12 protein-coding genes are annotated in these 17,368 nt (G+C 70.7%); 10 read left to right on the forward strand and 2 right to left on the reverse strand.

From position 1 onward, the window contains the following. Window positions 1-319: 319 nt before the first annotated feature. Entirely contained in the window at window positions 320-2,281 is a 1,962-nt protein-coding gene (locus tag BLV05_RS09575) for an alpha/beta hydrolase family protein (RefSeq protein WP_052762719.1), read from the reverse strand. 315 nt (window positions 2,282-2,596) lie between these two features. On the opposite strand from BLV05_RS09575, the gene BLV05_RS09580 reads away from it, so the two are divergent. The 7 genes from BLV05_RS09580 to BLV05_RS09610 are packed head-to-tail and all read left to right on the forward strand — an operon-like array spanning window position 2,597 to window position 12,298. After that, window positions 2,597-4,183 carry an ABC transporter substrate-binding protein gene (locus BLV05_RS09580; protein WP_046770293.1) on the forward strand — a complete coding sequence of 529 codons (1,587 nt, stop codon included), beginning with the start codon at window positions 2,597-2,599 and terminating at the stop codon, window positions 4,181-4,183. 12 nt (window positions 4,184-4,195) lie between these two features. Next, complete coding sequence (locus tag BLV05_RS09585) at window positions 4,196-5,860, forward strand: ABC transporter substrate-binding protein (RefSeq protein ID WP_082155458.1); 1,665 nt, start codon at window positions 4,196-4,198, stop codon at window positions 5,858-5,860. Between the two features lie 37 nt (window positions 5,861-5,897). Continuing rightward, complete coding sequence (locus BLV05_RS09590; RefSeq protein WP_082155459.1) at window positions 5,898-7,553, forward strand: ABC transporter substrate-binding protein; 1,656 nt, start codon at window positions 5,898-5,900, stop codon at window positions 7,551-7,553. Continuing rightward, window positions 7,550-8,515: an ABC transporter permease gene (locus BLV05_RS09595; protein WP_046770296.1), complete on the forward strand. Its 966-nt coding sequence runs from the start codon at window positions 7,550-7,552 to the stop codon at window positions 8,513-8,515. Before BLV05_RS09590 ends, BLV05_RS09595 begins: the two co-directional genes overlap by 4 nt. Beyond that, complete coding sequence (locus tag BLV05_RS09600; protein ID WP_152690876.1) at window positions 8,512-9,378, forward strand: ABC transporter permease; 867 nt, start codon at window positions 8,512-8,514, stop codon at window positions 9,376-9,378. The genes BLV05_RS09595 and BLV05_RS09600 overlap by 4 nt, the downstream gene beginning before the upstream one ends. Continuing rightward, entirely contained in the window at window positions 9,375-11,255 is a 1,881-nt protein-coding gene (locus tag BLV05_RS09605) for a dipeptide ABC transporter ATP-binding protein (RefSeq protein ID WP_197683601.1), read from the forward strand. The genes BLV05_RS09600 and BLV05_RS09605 overlap by 4 nt, the downstream gene beginning before the upstream one ends. Window positions 11,256-11,299: 44 nt before the next feature. After that, window positions 11,300-12,298, forward strand: a complete 999-nt coding sequence (locus tag BLV05_RS09610) for a dipeptidase (protein ID WP_046770297.1) — start codon at window positions 11,300-11,302, stop codon at window positions 12,296-12,298. Here the strand turns inward: BLV05_RS09610 and BLV05_RS09615 are convergent. Then, the gene (locus BLV05_RS09615) at window positions 12,295-12,915 is read right to left on the reverse strand and encodes a (2Fe-2S)-binding protein (protein WP_046770298.1); all 621 of its coding nucleotides are present in this window, start codon (window positions 12,913-12,915) and stop codon (window positions 12,295-12,297) included. The genes BLV05_RS09610 and BLV05_RS09615 overlap by 4 nt on opposite strands. Before the next feature lie 107 nt (window positions 12,916-13,022). Here BLV05_RS09615 and BLV05_RS09620 point away from each other — a divergent pair, with 107 nt between their 5' ends. The 3 genes from BLV05_RS09620 to BLV05_RS09630 are packed head-to-tail and all read left to right on the forward strand — an operon-like array spanning window position 13,023 to window position 17,361. Next, entirely contained in the window at window positions 13,023-14,519 is a 1,497-nt protein-coding gene (locus BLV05_RS09620; RefSeq protein WP_046770299.1) for a S10 family peptidase, read from the forward strand. Beyond that, on the forward strand, window positions 14,516-16,366 hold the full coding sequence (locus BLV05_RS09625) for a S9 family peptidase (RefSeq protein WP_052762720.1): 1,851 nt from the start codon (window positions 14,516-14,518) through the stop codon (window positions 16,364-16,366). The genes BLV05_RS09620 and BLV05_RS09625 overlap by 4 nt, the downstream gene beginning before the upstream one ends. Further along, window positions 16,363-17,361, forward strand: a complete 999-nt coding sequence (locus BLV05_RS09630; protein ID WP_046770300.1) for a dipeptidase — start codon at window positions 16,363-16,365, stop codon at window positions 17,359-17,361. The genes BLV05_RS09625 and BLV05_RS09630 overlap by 4 nt, the downstream gene beginning before the upstream one ends. Window positions 17,362-17,368 lie beyond the last annotated feature (7 nt).

A 17,368-nucleotide genomic window follows, 5' to 3' on the forward strand; every position in this document is an offset into this window, starting at 1 on the left:
AACCTGGGTGTGGAGCGCGTCCTGGGTGTGAGTCGCGTTTCCGGGCCTCTTTCGGCGGTTCAGCGCGACTCAGACCCAGGACGCGCCTCACACCCAGGAAGCCAACGGTGCATTTCGGGCAGGCTGTGCCCGGTTCTTCCCCGTCCCCCTGGTAGCTGCCAGTTCTTAGGCCGCGTGGCCGCGGGTCAAGCGGTCCCGTCGGCGCGAAGCGCCCATCAGTCCGCTTGAGGCGCGGGTGCGCGGCTAAGAGAATGGGCAGCAGGGGGACGGCCCACTCGGCAGCAGGGGGACGGCCCGGTCGGCAGTTGGGGATTCGCACCTAGGCGCAGGTCAGGCCGAGGTGACGGGTGAACCAGCCGACGATGCGGTGGCTGACGTCGATCGCCTGCTCCCGCTGGGTCATGCCGTGGCCGGCGTCCTTGTAGACGACGAGCTCGGTCTCGCAGCCGGCGGACGCGAGCCCCTGGTAGAACTCCTGAGCCTGACTGATCGGGCAGGCGAGATCGGCGTCGCCGTGCAGCAGGAGCGTGGGGGTGCGGCAGCCGCGGACGTACATCACCGGCGAGCGCTCGAGGTGCGGGCCCTGGGGGTTGTACGGGTCGCCGTCGAGGAAGATCTCGTCGAAGCGGCCGACGTTGGACGTGTTGTGGAAGCTCAGCCAGTTCATCAGTCCGGAGACCGGCACGGACGCGGCGAACACCGGGCTACGCACGGCGGCCCAGGCCGACATGTACCCGCCGTAGGACAGGCCGACGATCCCCACCCGCGCCGGATCGACCAGACCCGATCGGGCCAGCGACTCCACCCCTGTTTCGAGGTCGGCCAGGTCCCCGCCGCCGAGGTCGCCGATGTTGGCGGCCATGAACTCCAGGCCGCGGCCGGTGGACCCGCGGGGGTTGGGCAGCAGCACCGCGCAGCCGGCCTGGACGAGCAGCCGGGCGTCGCCTCGGTGGGCGCCCTGGAGGAAGACCGACGTCGAGGCGTTCGTGGGGCCGCCGTGTGCCACGACGACGAGGGGGAGCCCGGCGTTCGGCGACCCGTCGCCGGGCAGCAGGAGCAGACCTTCGATCTCTGTGCCGTCCCGCGAGGTCCAGCGATGCACCGTCTCCCGGCCGACTGAGCGGCCGGCCAGCGCGGCGTTGACCTCGGTGATCGCCCGCCACTCCGGCCGGTCGCCGGCGGTGGCCAGCTCCATGAGCTCGTGCGGCTGGTCGTGGGCCTGGTAGGCGGCCACGACGGTGCCGCCGTCGAGGCTGCAGCTCGCCCGGACGAGGTAGCCGCTGCCGAGGGTCGCCCGGTCCCGCCAGATCTCCTCGACGCGCCAGTGCGCACCGTCGCGCCGGAGGAACCCGCACGCGGTCCCGACCGAGGCGACGCCCACCCAGAACAGCCGGCCGTCGCGCGTCCACCGCAGCTGTGTGAGGTCGACGTCGAGGCCTGGGCGGCTCACCTGCCCGCTGTCCAGATCCAGGATCGTGACGGGTCCCGCGAGCAGGGCGCGGTCGCTCTGCGGCGCCTCGACGAAGGCCAGCGTCCGCCCGTCCTCGGACACCGCCGGCGACTGCAGCTGCCACCTCGGCGTGTGGACGGTGCGCGCCGTGCGGGCCTCGAGGTCCAGGACCGCCAGCTCGGCGTCGTACCAGGCGTTCTCGCTCGGGTCCGCGGAGACCACGGCGGCCACCGGGCCGTGGCCGGCCCATCCGACGTCCCAGATCGCCAGGCCCTCGGGGCCCACCTCCCGGGCCGCACCCGAGGCGGGGTCGACCCACTGCAGGCGGCGCCAGGCCGTGGCGGGGCGGCGCACCGTGAAGGCGGCCTGCTGCTCCTCGGCCGTGACGAAGCGCAGGCCGCCGCCGATGTTCCCCGTGTCAGCGCCGTCGTCGGCCGTGCGGACCAGCAGCCCGGACTCGTCGGAGGCCCAGACGATGTCCTCGACGACCCCGGTCAGGGCGTCGATCCTGCGTGGACCCTCCGGCTGCCCGGAACCGCCGAGCGCGAGGACGTACAACCGCCAGAGTCCGGTCTGTTCGCGGTCCGAGGCGAAGGCGAGGGAGCGCCCGCTGGGCGACAGCCGCGGCAGGAGGTCGACGCCGGGGCCTGACGTCACGGCCCGGATCGGTGCGTCGCCGGCCTCGACCCAGATGTCGGCCCGCGGCGACTCACCGCGAGGCGGCGGCGGGTCGTAGACGATGCAGGCGCGGATCCGCCCGTCCGCGGACACCTGGGCATCCGTGATCGTGCGGACCGAGACCAGGTCTTCGGGCGTGAGCGGATCGGTCACTCCGGCTCCTTCCGCAACGATTCAGCCTAGGAAAGTAGACAGGTATCGACCCGATCGGTCAAGCCTCGCCGCCGCGCGCTTGAACCAGTCGATTAGGTCTTGACAGGCATAAGCAATCAGACAATGCTGTGCTCCACGTCACGACATGGGCCAGCTAGACGCAGGGCCTGAAGCGGAGGCCGGGCTCTTCGCTGAGTCCCGAGACGGGACGCGGATTCTCTGCCACGACAACCGAATGGTGTTGAGATGTCCGAGACGAACTGTGCTCCGAGGCGACGGCGGCGCCGTACGCCGATCGTGTCCTGCGTTCTCGGCGTGGCACTGCTCGCGGCGTGTGCCGGCGGCGGCGACACCGAGCAGACTCCGGCCAGCGGCAGGGCCGGGCCGGCCTCGATGGCCAGAACGGTGGAGCCGGGCCAGCCGGTCTCGGACCAGCAGGTCCCGCACCTGAACGTGGGTCTGGCCGGCAAGGTGACGCTCGTCGACCCGGCGGACAACATGGAGTCGGGCCTCTTCGTCAACCAGCTCGGCCTGGAACCGCTGCTGCGCATCGACCCGGAGGGTCAGCTGCAGCCGTGGCTGGCCACGGAGTGGGAGCAGGTCAGCGACACCGTCTACGAGTACACGCTGCGCGAGGGCGTGACGTTCTGGGACGGCACCGAGCTGACCGCGGAGGACGTCAAGTACTCCTGGGACCACCTGCGGGCGCCGGAGAGTCGGCGGGCCAACTACTTCGCCACGGTGGATACCGTCGAGGCCGTGGACCCGTACACGGTGCGGGTCACGCTGACGCAGCCGGACGCGTCATGGCAGTACACACCGGCCATGTGGTACTCGGTGATCTTCCAGAAGACGTTCGCCGAAGAGGCCGGAGACTCCTTCGGCCAGCCGGGCACGCTGCTCGTGGCGACCGGTCCGTGGAAGTTCGACAGCGTCAACCCGGCCACCGGCATGGAGCTGTCGGCCCACGAGGACTACTGGGGCGGCAAGCCCCCGGTCGACCGGATCTCCATCAAGGCCTTCGCCGACGACAACAGCATGGCGCTGGCGCTGCGGGCCGGCGAGATCGACATCACCCCGACGGTGGCGGGACCCACAGGCTTCGACGCCGCCGCCGGCGGCAACTCCGTCACGACGGTGCAGACCTGTGCCAACACGCTGCTCAGCATTCCGACCCAGAGCGAGCCGTGGACCGACGTCCACGTGCGCCGGGCGGTCGCGTACGCGATCAACCAGGACGACATCATCGCGGCGGCCCAGGGCGCCGCGGCCGGGCCGGCCGAGCACCTGATCTCGGACCAGCTGCTGCGGACACTCGGCTCCGACGAGGAGGTCGACGCGGCGCTGGACAGGGTACGGACCTATGCGTTCGACGTGGAGGCCGCCGAGGGCGAGCTGGCCCAGTCGTCGGTCCCGGACGGGTTCGCCTACGACCTCACGGTCACCGCCACCTCCGCCCCGATGGCCGAGGTGATCGCGGCACAGCTGGGCGAGATCGGCATCGACCTCACCGTCGCGGTGCTCCCGGACACCGCGTACTACGCCGCCCTCGGCGAGGACGAGAAGCCGCTGACGTTCTTCCAGACCGGTCCCTGCTCACCCGACCCGAGCTGGGCCGCCCTGTTCATGGACACCGACGCGGCCGGGCAGCCGGTCGGGCTGAACTTCGCCGAGTACGCGCCGCCGGAGGTGACGCAGCTGCTCGCCGACGGGTTGCTGGAGCAGGACCCGAAGGAGCGGCTGGGGATCTACGCGGAGGTCCTCGGACACCTGGGCGAGGACGTTCCCTACGTGCCGCTCTACGCCGAGGGCAACACCTACGGCTCGACCGAGTACGACCTGGTCGAGTTCAGCAGCTTCTGGTCGAACCTGCCCTGGGTGCTGAGCCTCGTCCCCAAGTAGAGGAGTGAACGCATGTCCGATGCGACGAGAACCAGGGGACGGCACGGACGCCGGGCGTGGCTCGTGGCCGGTCTGCTCACCACGGCGCTGGTCACGGCCTGTGCGGGGAACGACTCCGCGGGTGGCCGCGACGGGGCGGCCGGGGACGGTGAGCGGCCGGCGGACACGGCGCGGACGGTGGCTCCGGGCGCACCGGTCTCCGACGAGCACATCGAGCTGCTCACGGTGGGCATCCCCGGCAAGGTGACGCTGGTCGACCCGGCGGACAACATGGAAGCGGGCCTCAACGTCAACCAGCTCGGCCTGGAGCCGCTGCTGCGGATCGCACCGGACGGGAGCCTGCAGCCGTGGCTGGCCACCGAGTGGGAACAGGTCAGCGACACCGTCTACGAGTACACGCTGCGCGACGGCGTCACGTTCTGGGACGGCACCGAGCTGACCGCCGAGGACGTCAAGTACTCCTGGGACCACCTGCGGGCGCCAGAGAGCCGGCGCGCGACGTACTTCGCCGCGGTCGACACCGTCGAGGCCGTCGACGCCGACACGGTGCGGGTGACCCTGAAGCAGCCGGACGCGTCATGGCAGTACACACCGGCCATGTGGTACTCGGTGATCTTCCAGAAGAAGTTCGCCGAGGAGACCGGGGAGGCGTTCGGCCAGCCGGGCACCCTCCTGGTGGCGACCGGTCCGTGGAAGTTCGACAGCGTCAACCCGGCCAGCGGGATGGAGCTGTCCGCGTACGACGACTACTGGGGCGGCACCCCGCCGATCGACCGGATCTCGGTGAGGTCGTTCGCCGACGACAACAGCATGGCGCTGGCGCTGCGGGCCGGTGAGATCGACCTCGCACCCGTCGTCGGCGGGCCGACCGGCTTCGACGCCGCCGCCGGCGGCAACACGGTGACGACGGTGGAGACCTGCGGCACCGCCAGGATGAGCCTGCCGACGCGGCGGGCGCCGTGGGACGACGTGCACGTGCGCCGGGCGGTCGCGTACGCGATCAACCGGGACGACATCGTCGCCGCCGCCCAGGGCTCCGCGGCCGGACCCGCGGTGTACGCGATCGCCCCGCAGTTGTTCCGGACGCTCGGCAGCGAGGAGGAGGTCCAGGCCGCGCTGGAGGAGATCGAGACCTATCCGTTCGACCTCGACGCGGCCCGGGCCGAGCTGGCCCAGTCGTCGGTCCCGGACGGGTTCAGCTTCGACCTCACCATTCCTCCGTCCTCCGCCGCCATCGCCGAGGTGATCGCCGCTCAGCTGGGCGAGATCGGGATCGACATCTCCGTCGAGGTGCTCCCGGACACGGCCTGGTACGCCGCCCTCCGCGAGGACGTCCGGCCGCTGACGTTCTCCGCGACGGGCGCCTGCACGCCGGACCCGGACTGGGACTCGATCTTCTTCGACACCGACGAGGCCGGTGAGCCGATCGGGCTGAACATGGCCCAGTACTCCTCGCCGGAGGTCACCGGCCTGTGGGCCGAGGGCCTGCTGGAGCAGGACCCGGCGCAGCGGTTGCGGATCTACACGGACCTGCAGAAGCAGGTCGCCGAGGACGTCCCCTACATCTCCCTGTTCGCCGAGGGGACGACGTACGCCTCCACCACGTACGACCTCGTCGAATACCACAGCTACTTCTGGATGAACCTTCCCTGGGCGCTGAACCTGGTGCCGAAATGACCGCGCCGCGCGGCGTGCTCAGACGAGGAGTGAGCGCATGTCCGGATCGACCAGGAACAGGGGGTGGCGGCGGGCGCGGGTCGTGTCCTGCCTGCTCGGCGCCACCTTGCTGGCAGCTTGTGCCGGCAACGCACCGGCGGACGACGACGACCCGTCCAGCGGCGAGAGCGAGCATCCCGGGGCCACGGCCAGGAACGTGGACGCCGGCCAGCCGGTGTCGGACGAGCACATCGCGCACCTCACCGTCGGCATCGCGGGCCAGGTGCCGCTGGTCGACCCGTCGCAGAACGTGATGTCGGGCCTGTCCGTCAACATGAACGCGCTGGAGCCGCTGCTGCAGGTCGGCGTGGACGGGAACCTCGAGCCGTGGCTGGCCTCGGAGTGGGAGCGGGTCAGCGACACCGTCTACGAGTACACGCTGCGCGAGGGCGTCAGGTTCTGGGACGGCACCGAGCTGACGTCGGAGGACGTGAAGTACTCCTGGGACCGGATGGCGCCGGCGGCCGGCGGGACCAGCACGATGTTCGCCGCCGTCGCGAGCATCGAGGCGCCGGACGAGTACACGGTCCGGGTGACGCTGCAGCAGCCGGACGCGTCGTGGCAGTACGTGCCCGCGATGTACTACGGCGTCATCTACCAGAAGGCGCAGGCCGAGCAGACCGGCGAGGAGTTCGGGCGCCCGGCCACGCTGGCGGTGGGCACCGGCCCGTGGAAGTTCGACAGCCTCAACCCCACCAGCGGGATGGAGCTGTCGGCGCACGAGGACTACTGGGGCGGGAAGCCGCCGATCGACCGGGTCTCGGTCAAGTTCTTCACCGACGACAACAGCATGGCCCTGGCGATGCGGGCCGGTGAGATCGACATCGCGCCGGGAATCTCCCAGCCCGAGGGCTTCGTCGCCGCCGCCGGCACGGCGAGTACGTACACGACGGCCACCTGCGCGACGTCACTGGTGAGCATGCCGACGCGGACCGCGCCGTGGGACGACATCCACGTCCGCCGAGCGGTGGCGCACGCGATCAACCGGGAGGACATCATCGCCTCCACCCAGGGACGCGCGGGGGCGCCGCTGCACACCCTGATCTCCCCGCAGCTCTTCGCGTCGCTCGGGTCCGCCGACGAGGTCGAAGCGGCGCTGGACCAGGTCGAGACCTATCCGTTCGACCTGGACGCCGCCAGGGCCGAGCTGGCGCAGTCGTCGGTCCCGGACGGGTTCAGCTACGACCTCACCATCCCCGGCAGCTCCTCCGCCACCGCCCAGGTGGTCTCGGCCCAGTTGGCCGAGATCGGCATCGACGCCACGGTCACGGTCGTCCCGGACACCGCGTGGTTCGGGATGATCTCCGAGGGCGACCCGATGCTCACCTTCACCGAGACCGGCGCCTGCACACCGGACCCGGACTGGGACTCGATCTTCCTGCGCACCGACGACGCGGGTGAGCCGATCTCGCTGAACCTGGCCCAGTACACGCCGCCGGAGGTCAAGGAGCTGCTCGCGGAAGGGCTGCTCGAGCAGGACCCGGCCGAGCGGTTGCGGATCTACACGGAGCTGTCGAAGAAGGTCGCCGAGGACGTTCCCTACGTGCCGGTGTACGCCGAGGGCAACACCTACGCCTCGGCCGAGTACGACATCGTCGAGTACGACAGCTTCTGGATGAGCTTCCCCTGGCTGCTGAACGTGGTGGCGCGATGACCGCCCGCGCCGTCCTGCTGATGATCGGCAAGCGCCTGGTCGCGCTGGTGGTCCTGGTCGCGATCCTGTCGTTCCTCGTCTTCTCCCTGGTGCACATCGCCCCGGGCACCGCGGTCGACGCCTATCTGGGCGGCAAGCCGGCCACGCCGGAGCTGGTGCAGCTGCTGACGGAGCGGTACCACCTCGACGAACCGTTCTTCACCCAGTACTGGTTGTGGCTGAAGGACGCGCTGGTGTTCGACTTCGGCGAGTCCACGCTGACCACGCTCCCGGTCACGGACGAGATCGGGATCAGGCTGGGACCGTCGGCGTTCCTCGCCGTCTACGCCTACCTCCTGACGGTGATCCTCGGCGTCGTCCCCGGGATCATCGCCGCGCTGCGCCAGCGGAAGCTGCTCGACCGCGGCCTGGTGGCGGGGGCGGTCGTGGCGCTGAGCACGCCGCCGTTCGTGATGGGGATCCTGCTCCTGTACCTGTTCGCCGTCCTGGTACCGATCTTCCCGGCCGCCGGCCGCGGCGAGGGGTTCTTCGACCAGCTGTGGCACCTGACCCTGCCGGCGCTGGCCCTCGCCCTGTGCGTCGCCGCGTTCCTGCTGCGGCACACCCGGGCCTCGATGATCAACGTGCTGGATCAGGACTACATCACGTTCGCCCGGGCCCGGGGCCTGAGCTGGGCACATGTGCTGGTCCGGTACGCGTTCCGGAACGCGCTGATCCCCGTGGTGACGGTCTCCGGGGCCCTGCTCGCGTTCTTCTTCGCCGGGGCGGTGTTCGTGGAGGCGACGTTCTCACTGGGTGGCATCGGTGAGCTTCTGGTGCAGTCCGCCCAGACCAGCGACATGCCGATGATCCAGGCCCTGTCGATCCTCATCGCCGTGTTGATCGTGCTGGCCAACCTGCTCGCGGACCTCGCCTACGTGGCGATCGACCCGCGGATCCGCTTCGAAGGGAGGTCGGCATGACCGAAGCCGCCGTCACGGCGCCGCAGCAGCTGACCAGGCGCCGGGTGAAGAGCCGTCCGCCGCTCCTGATCGGCCTGTGCCTCGGGTTCATGGGGCTGGTCCTGATCGTGGCACTCTTCGGTGCGGCCCTGGCGCCGCACGACCCGGCCCAGCAGGACGTGCTCGGCAGCCTGGCGCCGCCGAGCGCGGACCACTGGCTGGGCACCGACGGCCTGGGCCGCGACGTGTTCTCCCGGTTGCTGGCCGGTGCGCGGTCCGCGATCTTGGGGCCGCTGTTCATCGCCGTCGTCGCCATGGTCTGCGGCAACCTGCTCGGACTCCTGGCCGGCTACCGCGCCGGGCTCGTCGACTCGTTGTTGATGCGCTGGGTCGACCTGATGGTGGCCATCCCGTCGCTGCTGATCATCATCGTGGTGGCCGGTGCGCTGGGCGGGGGCTACTGGCTGGCCGTCGCGTTGCTGACCGTGCTCACGATCCCCACCGACGCCCGCGTCATGCGCGCCGCCACGCTCGAGCAGGTCCCGCGTCCGTACGTCGAGGCGGCGAAGACGCTGGGTGTCTCGAACGGCCGGATCATGGTGCGGCACATCTGGCCGAACATCGCCGCGACCGCCGTCGCGAACTCGGTCATCATCTTCGCCGGGTCGCTCGTGGCCATCGCCGGCCTGTCCTTCCTCGGCCTCGGCGCCGAGCCGGGTACCCCCGACTGGGGCCAGATGCTGTCGGAGAACCAGCCGCTGCTGTTCAGCAACCCGGTCGCGAGCATCGCGCCCGGTATCGCCATCGCGTTCACCGCCACGGCGGTGAACCTGATCGGCGACTGGGTGTACGAGAAGATGTCGAGGCGAGGAGCAGCCCGTTGAGCCCCCACACCGAGCCCACGCCCACCTCCGGCCGTCCCGTCCTCGAGGTCGAGGGCATGCGGATCGAGCGCACCGACATCGGCGCCCCGATCGTCAGCTCGCTGGACCTGCGGCTCGCAGCGGGGGAGAGCATCGGCATCGTCGGCGAGTCCGGCAGCGGGAAGTCGATGAGCGCGAAGGCCCTCATCGGCCTCCTGCCCGAGGGTGTCGTCGCGAGCGGGACCGCCCGGTTCGACGGCCAGAACCTCCTCGAGCTGTCCGAACGGCAGTGGCGCGGCGTCCGCGGCCGCCGGATCGGCATGATCATGCAGGACCCGTTCACGATGCTGAACCCGGTCATGCGCTGCGGCCGGATCCTGGAGGAGTCGCTGCTCCCCGAACGGCGGCTGAGCCGCGCCGAGCGGCGAGCCGAGGCGATCCGGCGGCTCGCCGAGGTGGGCATCACCGACGAGTCGGTCGTCGAGCGCTACCCGTTCCAGCTCTCCGGCGGCATGCGCCAGCGCGTCGCGATCGCCGCGGCGCTGGCCCGCGACCCCCAGGTCCTGATCGCCGACGAACCCTCGACGGCGCTGGACGTGGTCACGCAGCGCGAGGTCCTGGCCCTGATCAAGAGGATCCAGGCGGCGCGAGGCATGGCCCTGATCCTCATCACCCACGACCTGCGGGTCGCGTTCGCCACCTGTGACCGGATCCAGGTCCTCTACGCCGGATCGCTGGTCGAGACGGGCCGCGCGGACGACGTGCGCGAGCGGCCGCTGCATCCGTACACGCAGGGACTGCTGCTGTCCGAACCGCCGGCCGACCGCCGGGTGCGCCAGCTCGTCGCCATCCCGGGCTCGGTCCCGTCGGCGGCCGACGTGCAGGACCGCTGCGCCTTCGCGTCCCGGTGCCGCTGGGCCGAGGACGTGTGCCGGGACGGGGTGCCGCCCCTGGCCGAGGTGAGCGACGACCGCCACTCACGCTGTGTCCGGCTGCCGGAGATCGGGGCCGACATGGCCGCGTTGCTCAGCAGGAGCGAGGAGCGCGCGACCGTGCCGGCCGAGGGCCGCTCCGACGGTGCGCTGATCGAGGTCGTGAACATCGAGAAGGTCTTCGAGAGCGGCGGCCGCACCGTCACCGCCGTCGACAACGTGTCGATCTCGGTCCGCGAGGGCGAGAGCGTCGGGATCGTCGGGGAGTCCGGGTCGGGGAAGACCACGATCGCCCGGATGCTGGTCGGGCTCGAGTCGCCGTCCGGCGGCGAGATCGTGATCGACGGCATCCCGGTCCGCAGCTGGAGCGCTCTGACCACGCGCGACCGCCGCAGGCTCCGGCAGACGGTGCAGACGGTGTTCCAGGATCCGTATTCGAGCCTCAATCCGATGCGGACCATCGGCTGGACGCTCAAGGAGGCGATCACCACCCACGACCGCGGCGGCGGCAACGTCGAGGGCCGGGTCGCCGAGCTCCTGGAGTCCGTCGGCCTGTCGGCGGGCTACGCCCAGCGGCGTCCGTCGGCACTGTCCGGAGGCGAGCGGCAACGCGTCGCGATCGCCCGGGCACTGGCGGTGGAGCCCCAGGTGCTGATCTGCGACGAGCCGGTGTCGGCGCTGGACATGTCGGTTCAGGCGCAGATCCTGAACCTGCTGCAGGAGGTGCGCACCCAGCGCGGGATCAGCTGCCTGTTCATCACCCACGACCTGTCCATCGTGCGGCACGCCTCGGAGTACCTCTACGTCATGCACCACGGCAAGGTCGTCGAGTCCGGGCCGACCGAGTCGGTGCTCGACAACCCGGCGGACGAGTACACCGCCCAACTGCTCAACTCCGTCCCGCGCCCGGAGGGCCAGTGGCTTGCCACCGGCGACGCCGACGAGATGGCAGCGACGCGTGGGTAGGGGCGCGTCCTGACCCCGTACGCCGATCGAATGGAGGAAGCATCGTGATCAACAGCTACGTCGGTGGCGTCATCTACGACGTCATGGCCCACCACGGCATCCCGGGCAACAAGGCGGAGGTGCTGCGCTCCACCTACCTCCCGCGGTGGCGGGCCGGCGGGCTGGACGCCGCCGTGGTCCAGGTCTCGAACTGGACGTCCATCAACGCGTACTTCGCGGAGATCACCCGGTCCGAAGGCGAGATCACGTACTGCAAGACGCGGGCCGACTTCGACAACCGTCCCGAGGGATCGTTCGGGATCTTCCTGTCGCTGGAGGGCCACGGGCCGTTCGCCGGCGACCTCGAGGCGCTGCACACGCTGGCCGAGCTCGGCATCACGACGTTCACGTTCTCGCACAACCTGCAGAACCTGCTGTGCACCGGCAGCAACGAGCGCTTCGGCGAGGGCGGGTTCAGCCACCTCGGCAAGCAGACGCTGAAGGAGCTCGAGTCGCTGCCGTTGATGATCGACCTGGTGCACATGTCGCGGGCGTCGTTCTGGGACGCGCTCGACCTCTACGACGGCGACCTGTTCGTGTCGCACTCCAACGCCGACGCGCTCTGCCCGCACCAGCGCAACCTGACCGACGACCAGATCAAGGCGGTCGCCGAGCGCAACGGCACGATCGGGCTCAACACGTTCCGCGGCTACGTGTCGCCGGACCCGATGACGGCGACGCTGTCGGACCTGCTGGACCACGCGATGTACATGTACGACCTGGTCGGTCCTGAGCACCTGAGCATCGGCGCCGACTACTGCGAGTCGCCCGTCGAGATGCTGCTGCCGGTCCTGGACATGATCGACCCCGACGGCGCCCACGGCATCAAGGGCCGCGGCCGCGAGCTGTACACGTACGGGCCGGAGGGGCTGGAGGACGCCAGCAACCTCGGAGCGATCGCCACCGGCCTCGCGGAGCGGGGCCTGACCCCGGACGAGGTCGACCTCGTCTGCGGCGAGTCGTACCTGCGGATGCTCGAACGGTCCCGTCCGTCCAAGCCCTAATGCGGCGTCAGGGAGCAGTCGCCGCAGTAGCCGCCGGCGCGGGCGCGGTAGAAGAGGCAGCAGCTGCGCCGGCGGTGGGTCACCGGCTCGAGCCGGTCGGCGAGCAGCGGATGGGCGAGCGCCTGCTCGATCAGCGGCGTCGCCGGAGCACCCAGGACGATGCCCGCGCCTCGCACGGCCGACGCGGCGTTGCCCCACAGGGCGCCGGGTGCGATCCAACGGCTCCAGGCCTCGACCAGGGGCGTCAGCTGCCGGTCGACCACCTCCTCGGCAGGGGTTCCGCCGGGGCTCGGCGCCGGGCAGTGCAGCGTCAGCGTCCCGGCGGCGCTGGACCAGCCCAGGGTCTCGGGCGCCAGGTCGAGACTGCGGCCGGTGAGCTGGGCGGTGCCGAGCGCGAGGCACCACAGCCGGGCGGCGTAGCCGAGGAAGAGCGTCGACACCGCGACCCGGGCCTCGTCGGTGCCGATGCGGCGTCCCATCTCGCCGATCAGCGCGGTGGTGACGTCCGGGCGGCGCAGGTCCGCGGCCGGACGGCCACCGGCGGCGGCGCCGATCCGGACGGCGTAGTACGGCGTGCGGTCGACGACTCGTCGCAGCGCTGCGTCCATGTCGCCCATCTGCGCCCTCCTAGCCCGCTCAACTAGCTCAATCTAAAGCACATGCTATTGACGCTCTATTGACATAGTCGTACAGTCCAAACACCGCCGATCTCTGGGAGTCATTGATGCCGGAAGCCGCGACCAGCGAGTCCACCGCCGCCGACGCCGACAAGGCCCCGGAGGCCAAGCCGCTGGAGGACCAGCAGTTCACCACGCAGCACGCGGTCACGATCGGCGGTGAGCGGATCCAGTACACCGCCAAGACCGGCCGCATCGTCATGCACGACGACGCCGAGCAGGGCGCGCCGAAGGTCGCCATCTTCTACACCGCCTACCTGCGCGACGGCGTGACGTCGACGCGGAACCGGCCGTTGGTGTTCATCTGGAACGGTGGCCCGGGATCGTCGACGATCTGGCTGCACATGTACAGCTACGGCCCGCGCCGCGTCGTGTTCGAGGGCGACCCGCTGGTCGACGTCTCGCGGTGGGAGCTGCGCGAGAACGAGCACTCGCTCCTGGACGTGGCCGACCTGGTGTTCGTCGACCCGCCGAGCACCGGCTTCAGCCGGACCGCCCCCGGGGTGGACGCCAAGGAGTTCTACGGCATCGAGGTCGACGCCGCCGTGGTCGGGGACTTCGTGCTGGAGTTCATCGCGCGCGAGAGCCGCGGCGACAGCCCGATCGTGCTGTTCGGCGAGAGCTACGGGACCCTCCGGGCGCCGGCGGTGGCCGACTACCTGCAGCAGACACCGGGGCTGTTCGTCGACGGCGTCATCCTGCTGTCCTCGCTCATGGACGTCGCGGGCACGACCTTCGGCGTCGGCGTCAACAACGGCCCGGTGGGCCAGCTGCCCAGCTACGCCGCGACCGCCCTGTACCACGGCGTCATCTCCGGCGACCTGACGACGGTCGTCGCGGAGGCTGAGGACTTCGCTCTGAACGAGTACTCGGTGGCCCTGCTGAAGGGCAGCCGGCTGACCGCCGCGGAGGAGGAGCGCATCGCCAAGCGGCTCTCCGAACTGACCGGCATCTCGGCCGAGTACATCCTCCGGGCGAACCTGCGGGTGACGCTCTGGCGGTTCATGAAGGAGCTGCTGCGCGACCGGCGACGCACCGTCGGGCGCCTCGACACCCGCTTCACCGGCGTCGACTCCGACTCCGCCGGCGAGGCGTTCGAGAACGACCCCAGCTACACGGCGCCGACCGGCGCGGCGACGGCCGCGCTGACCAAGTACCTGCGGGCCGACCTCGGCTGGGAGGCCGACCGGCCGCTGCTGTACCGGCACATCCGCCCGCGCTTCGAGTGGAAGCACCGCGAGAGCGAGCAGATGGGCATCTGGACGCCCCAGCTCGAGGTTGCCACCCTGCTGCGCGGAGCCATGTATCGCTCACCGCACCTCAAGGTGCTCCTGCTCAGCGGCTACTACGACCTCGGCACGCCGTTCTTCCCGGCCGAGCTGACCTTCGACCACCTGCACCTCGACCCGGACATCGCGCGCAACGTCACCAAGACCCGCTACGAGTCCGGGCACATGATCTACCTGCACGAGCCCTCGCTGGCGCAGACCCGTGCCGACCTGGCCGAGTTCCTGACCTCCGTCCGCACGGGCATCTGTGCATGACGACCGGCGCGCTCTCCGCGGCGGACGTGTTCGCGCCGGCCCGGGCGTTCAACTGGCTGCGCCGCGACGGTGACGCCCTGCTGTGGACCGAGACGAGGCCCGCGGAGGCCCGCACGGTGGTCGTCCGCTGGGAACCGGGCGCGGAGCCGGTCGACCTCACCCCGCCGGGGCGGTCGAGCAGCAACATCGTCGGCTACGGCGGCATCCCGTACGGCGTCGCGCCCGACGGCGACGTCCTGGTGTGCGACAGCGAGGACCAGCGCATCCACAGCGTGCGGCGCGGTGTCGCGGTGACACCGGAGGCGCCGGGCAGGACCGTCCGGTGGAGCGACTTCGTGGTGAGCGGCGAGCACGTCTACGCCGTCCGCGAGCAGCACCACGGCAACGGCCGTATCGCCAACGAGCTGGTTCGGGTCCGGCTGGACGGCACGGGGGACGCGGTCGTCCTCGACGGCGGCCACGACTTCGCCGGCTCGCCGCGGGTGTCGCCCGACGGCACCAGGATCGCCTGGATCACCTGGGACCACCCGCGGATGCCGTGGGACGGCACCCAGCTGTGGGTCGCCGAGCTGACGTCCGCGGGCCTCGTCTCGGCGACCTGCCTCGCCGGGTCCGCCGCCGAGTCCGTCCTCGAACCCACCTGGACGCCGGACGGCGAGCTGCTCTTCCTCAGCGACCGCACCGGCTGGTGGAACCTCTACCGGGCCGGCGCCGCGGCACCGCTGGTCGGCATGGAGGCCGACCTGGGCGGCCCCGTGTGGTTCCTCGGCCTGCGCAGCCTCGACGTCTTCGCCGACGGGCGGCTGGTGGTGAAGTGGACGATCGACGGCGTCGAGCACCTGGGCGTCCGGCACCCCGACGGCCGCCTGGACGAGATCGCGACGCCGTACACGCAGTTCGGCTCGCCGACGGTCGTGGGCGACCGGATCGCCGTCGTGGCCGCGGGGCACCGTCATGCCCCGGCCGTCGTCCTGCTGGACCCCGCCGCCGGCGGCACGGGTGAGGTGGTGCGCGACAACGGCACCGTCGCGCCCGAGACGATCTCGCTGCCGGAGGCCATCACCTACCCGACCACGGACGGCGCCGTCGCCCACGCCTTCTGGTACCCGCCGACCGTGCCGGTCGACGGCCCGCCGCCGCTCATCGTCAACTGCCACGGCGGACCCACCGGCCACGTCGTGCCGGTGCTGGACCTGCGTCAGCAGTACTGGACCAGCCGCGGGTACGGCTACCTGGAGCTCAACTTTCGCGGCAGCAGCGGCTACGGACGCGCCTATCGCGACGCCCTCAAGGGCAACTGGGGCGTCGTCGACGTCGACGACGCCGTGGCGGGAGCCGAGTACCTCGTGGCCAAGGGGCTGGCCGACGTATCCAGGCTGGTCGTCCGCGGCCTCAGCGGCGGCGGCTGGCTGACCTTGTGCGCGCTGGCGTTCCGCGACGTGTTCGCGGCCGGCGGCAGCATGAACGGCGTCGCCGACGCCTACAAGATGGCGACGGACACGCACAAGTTCGAGTCGCGCTACCTCGACTCGCTGATCGGCCCGCTGCCGGAGGCGAAGGACCTGTACGCCGAGCGCTCGCCGGTCACGGCGGCGGACCGGATCACCGCGCCGCTCGTCCTCCTCCAGGGCGAGGCCGACGACGTCGTGCCCGCGGACCAGGCGGAGGCGATCGCGACGGTGCTGCGCGATCGCGGCATCGAGCACGAGCACCACGTGTACGAGGGCGAGGGGCACCTGTTCGCGAAGGCGGAGAACCTCGTCCATGCCCTCGAAGCCGAGCAGGACTTCTACGCCCGCGTCCTGGCCGCGGCGGGCTCGTCAGCGCCAGAAGGAGGAGCGAGATGATCAACATCTACGTCGGTCCCACCATCGCGCACGTGATGTCGGGCCACAAGGCCGACCCGCACGCCCAGATCCTGCGCGAGCACTATCTGGAGTCGTGGCGGGCCGGCGGCCTGACCGGTGCCGTCATGCAGATCTCCGACTGGCCCACGGTCGGCATGCTGCTGTCCGAGGTCCGCGGCTCGGAGGGCGAGATCACGTTCTGTACGTCGAGGGCGGACTTCGACAACCGTCCCGAGGGGTCGTTCGGCCTGTTCATGTCGTTCGAGGGGTACGGCCCGCTGGTCGGTGACTTCGAGGCGCTGGAGACGATGTCCCAGTTGGGCGTCACCACGTTCACGTTCTCGCACAACATGCAGAACCTGCTGTGCACCGGCTGCAACGAGCGGTTCGGCGAGGGCGGGTTCAGCCACCTCGGCAAGCAGGTGCTCAAGGAGCTGGAGTCGCTGCCGCTCATGGTGGACCTCGTGCACATGTCGCGGGCGTCGTTCTGGGACGCACTGGACATCTACGACGGCGACATCTTCGTCTCCCATGCCAACGCCGACGCGGTCTCGCCGCACCGGCGCAACCTGACCGACGAGCAGCTCAAGGCCGTCGCCGCGCGCAACGGCGTCATCGGCATCACCACCTACCGGGGCTACGTGACCGAGGACCCCTTCCGGGCGACGCTCTCGGACGTGCTCGACCACGCCATGCACATCTACGACCTCGTCGGCGCCGAGCACCTGGCGATCGGGGCGGACTACTCCGGGTCTTCCATCGAGATGATCTCGGGCGCCCTCAAGCAGGCCGACCCGGACAACGCCTACGGGTTGAACGAGCTCGGCGCGGACATCTACGCCGTCGGGCCCGAGGGCATGGAGGACGCCAGCCGCCTGGGCAGCCTCGTCAGCGGCCTCGCCGAGCGCGGCCTGAGCCAGGACGAGCTCGACCTCGTCACCGGCGGTTCTTATCTGGCCATGCTGGAGCGGGCCCGGCCCGCGACGGCGAGGTAGGCGCGTC

The organism is Jiangella alkaliphila (assembly GCF_900105925.1).
GTDB classification, from domain to species: Bacteria; Actinomycetota; Actinomycetes; order Jiangellales; family Jiangellaceae; genus Jiangella; species Jiangella alkaliphila.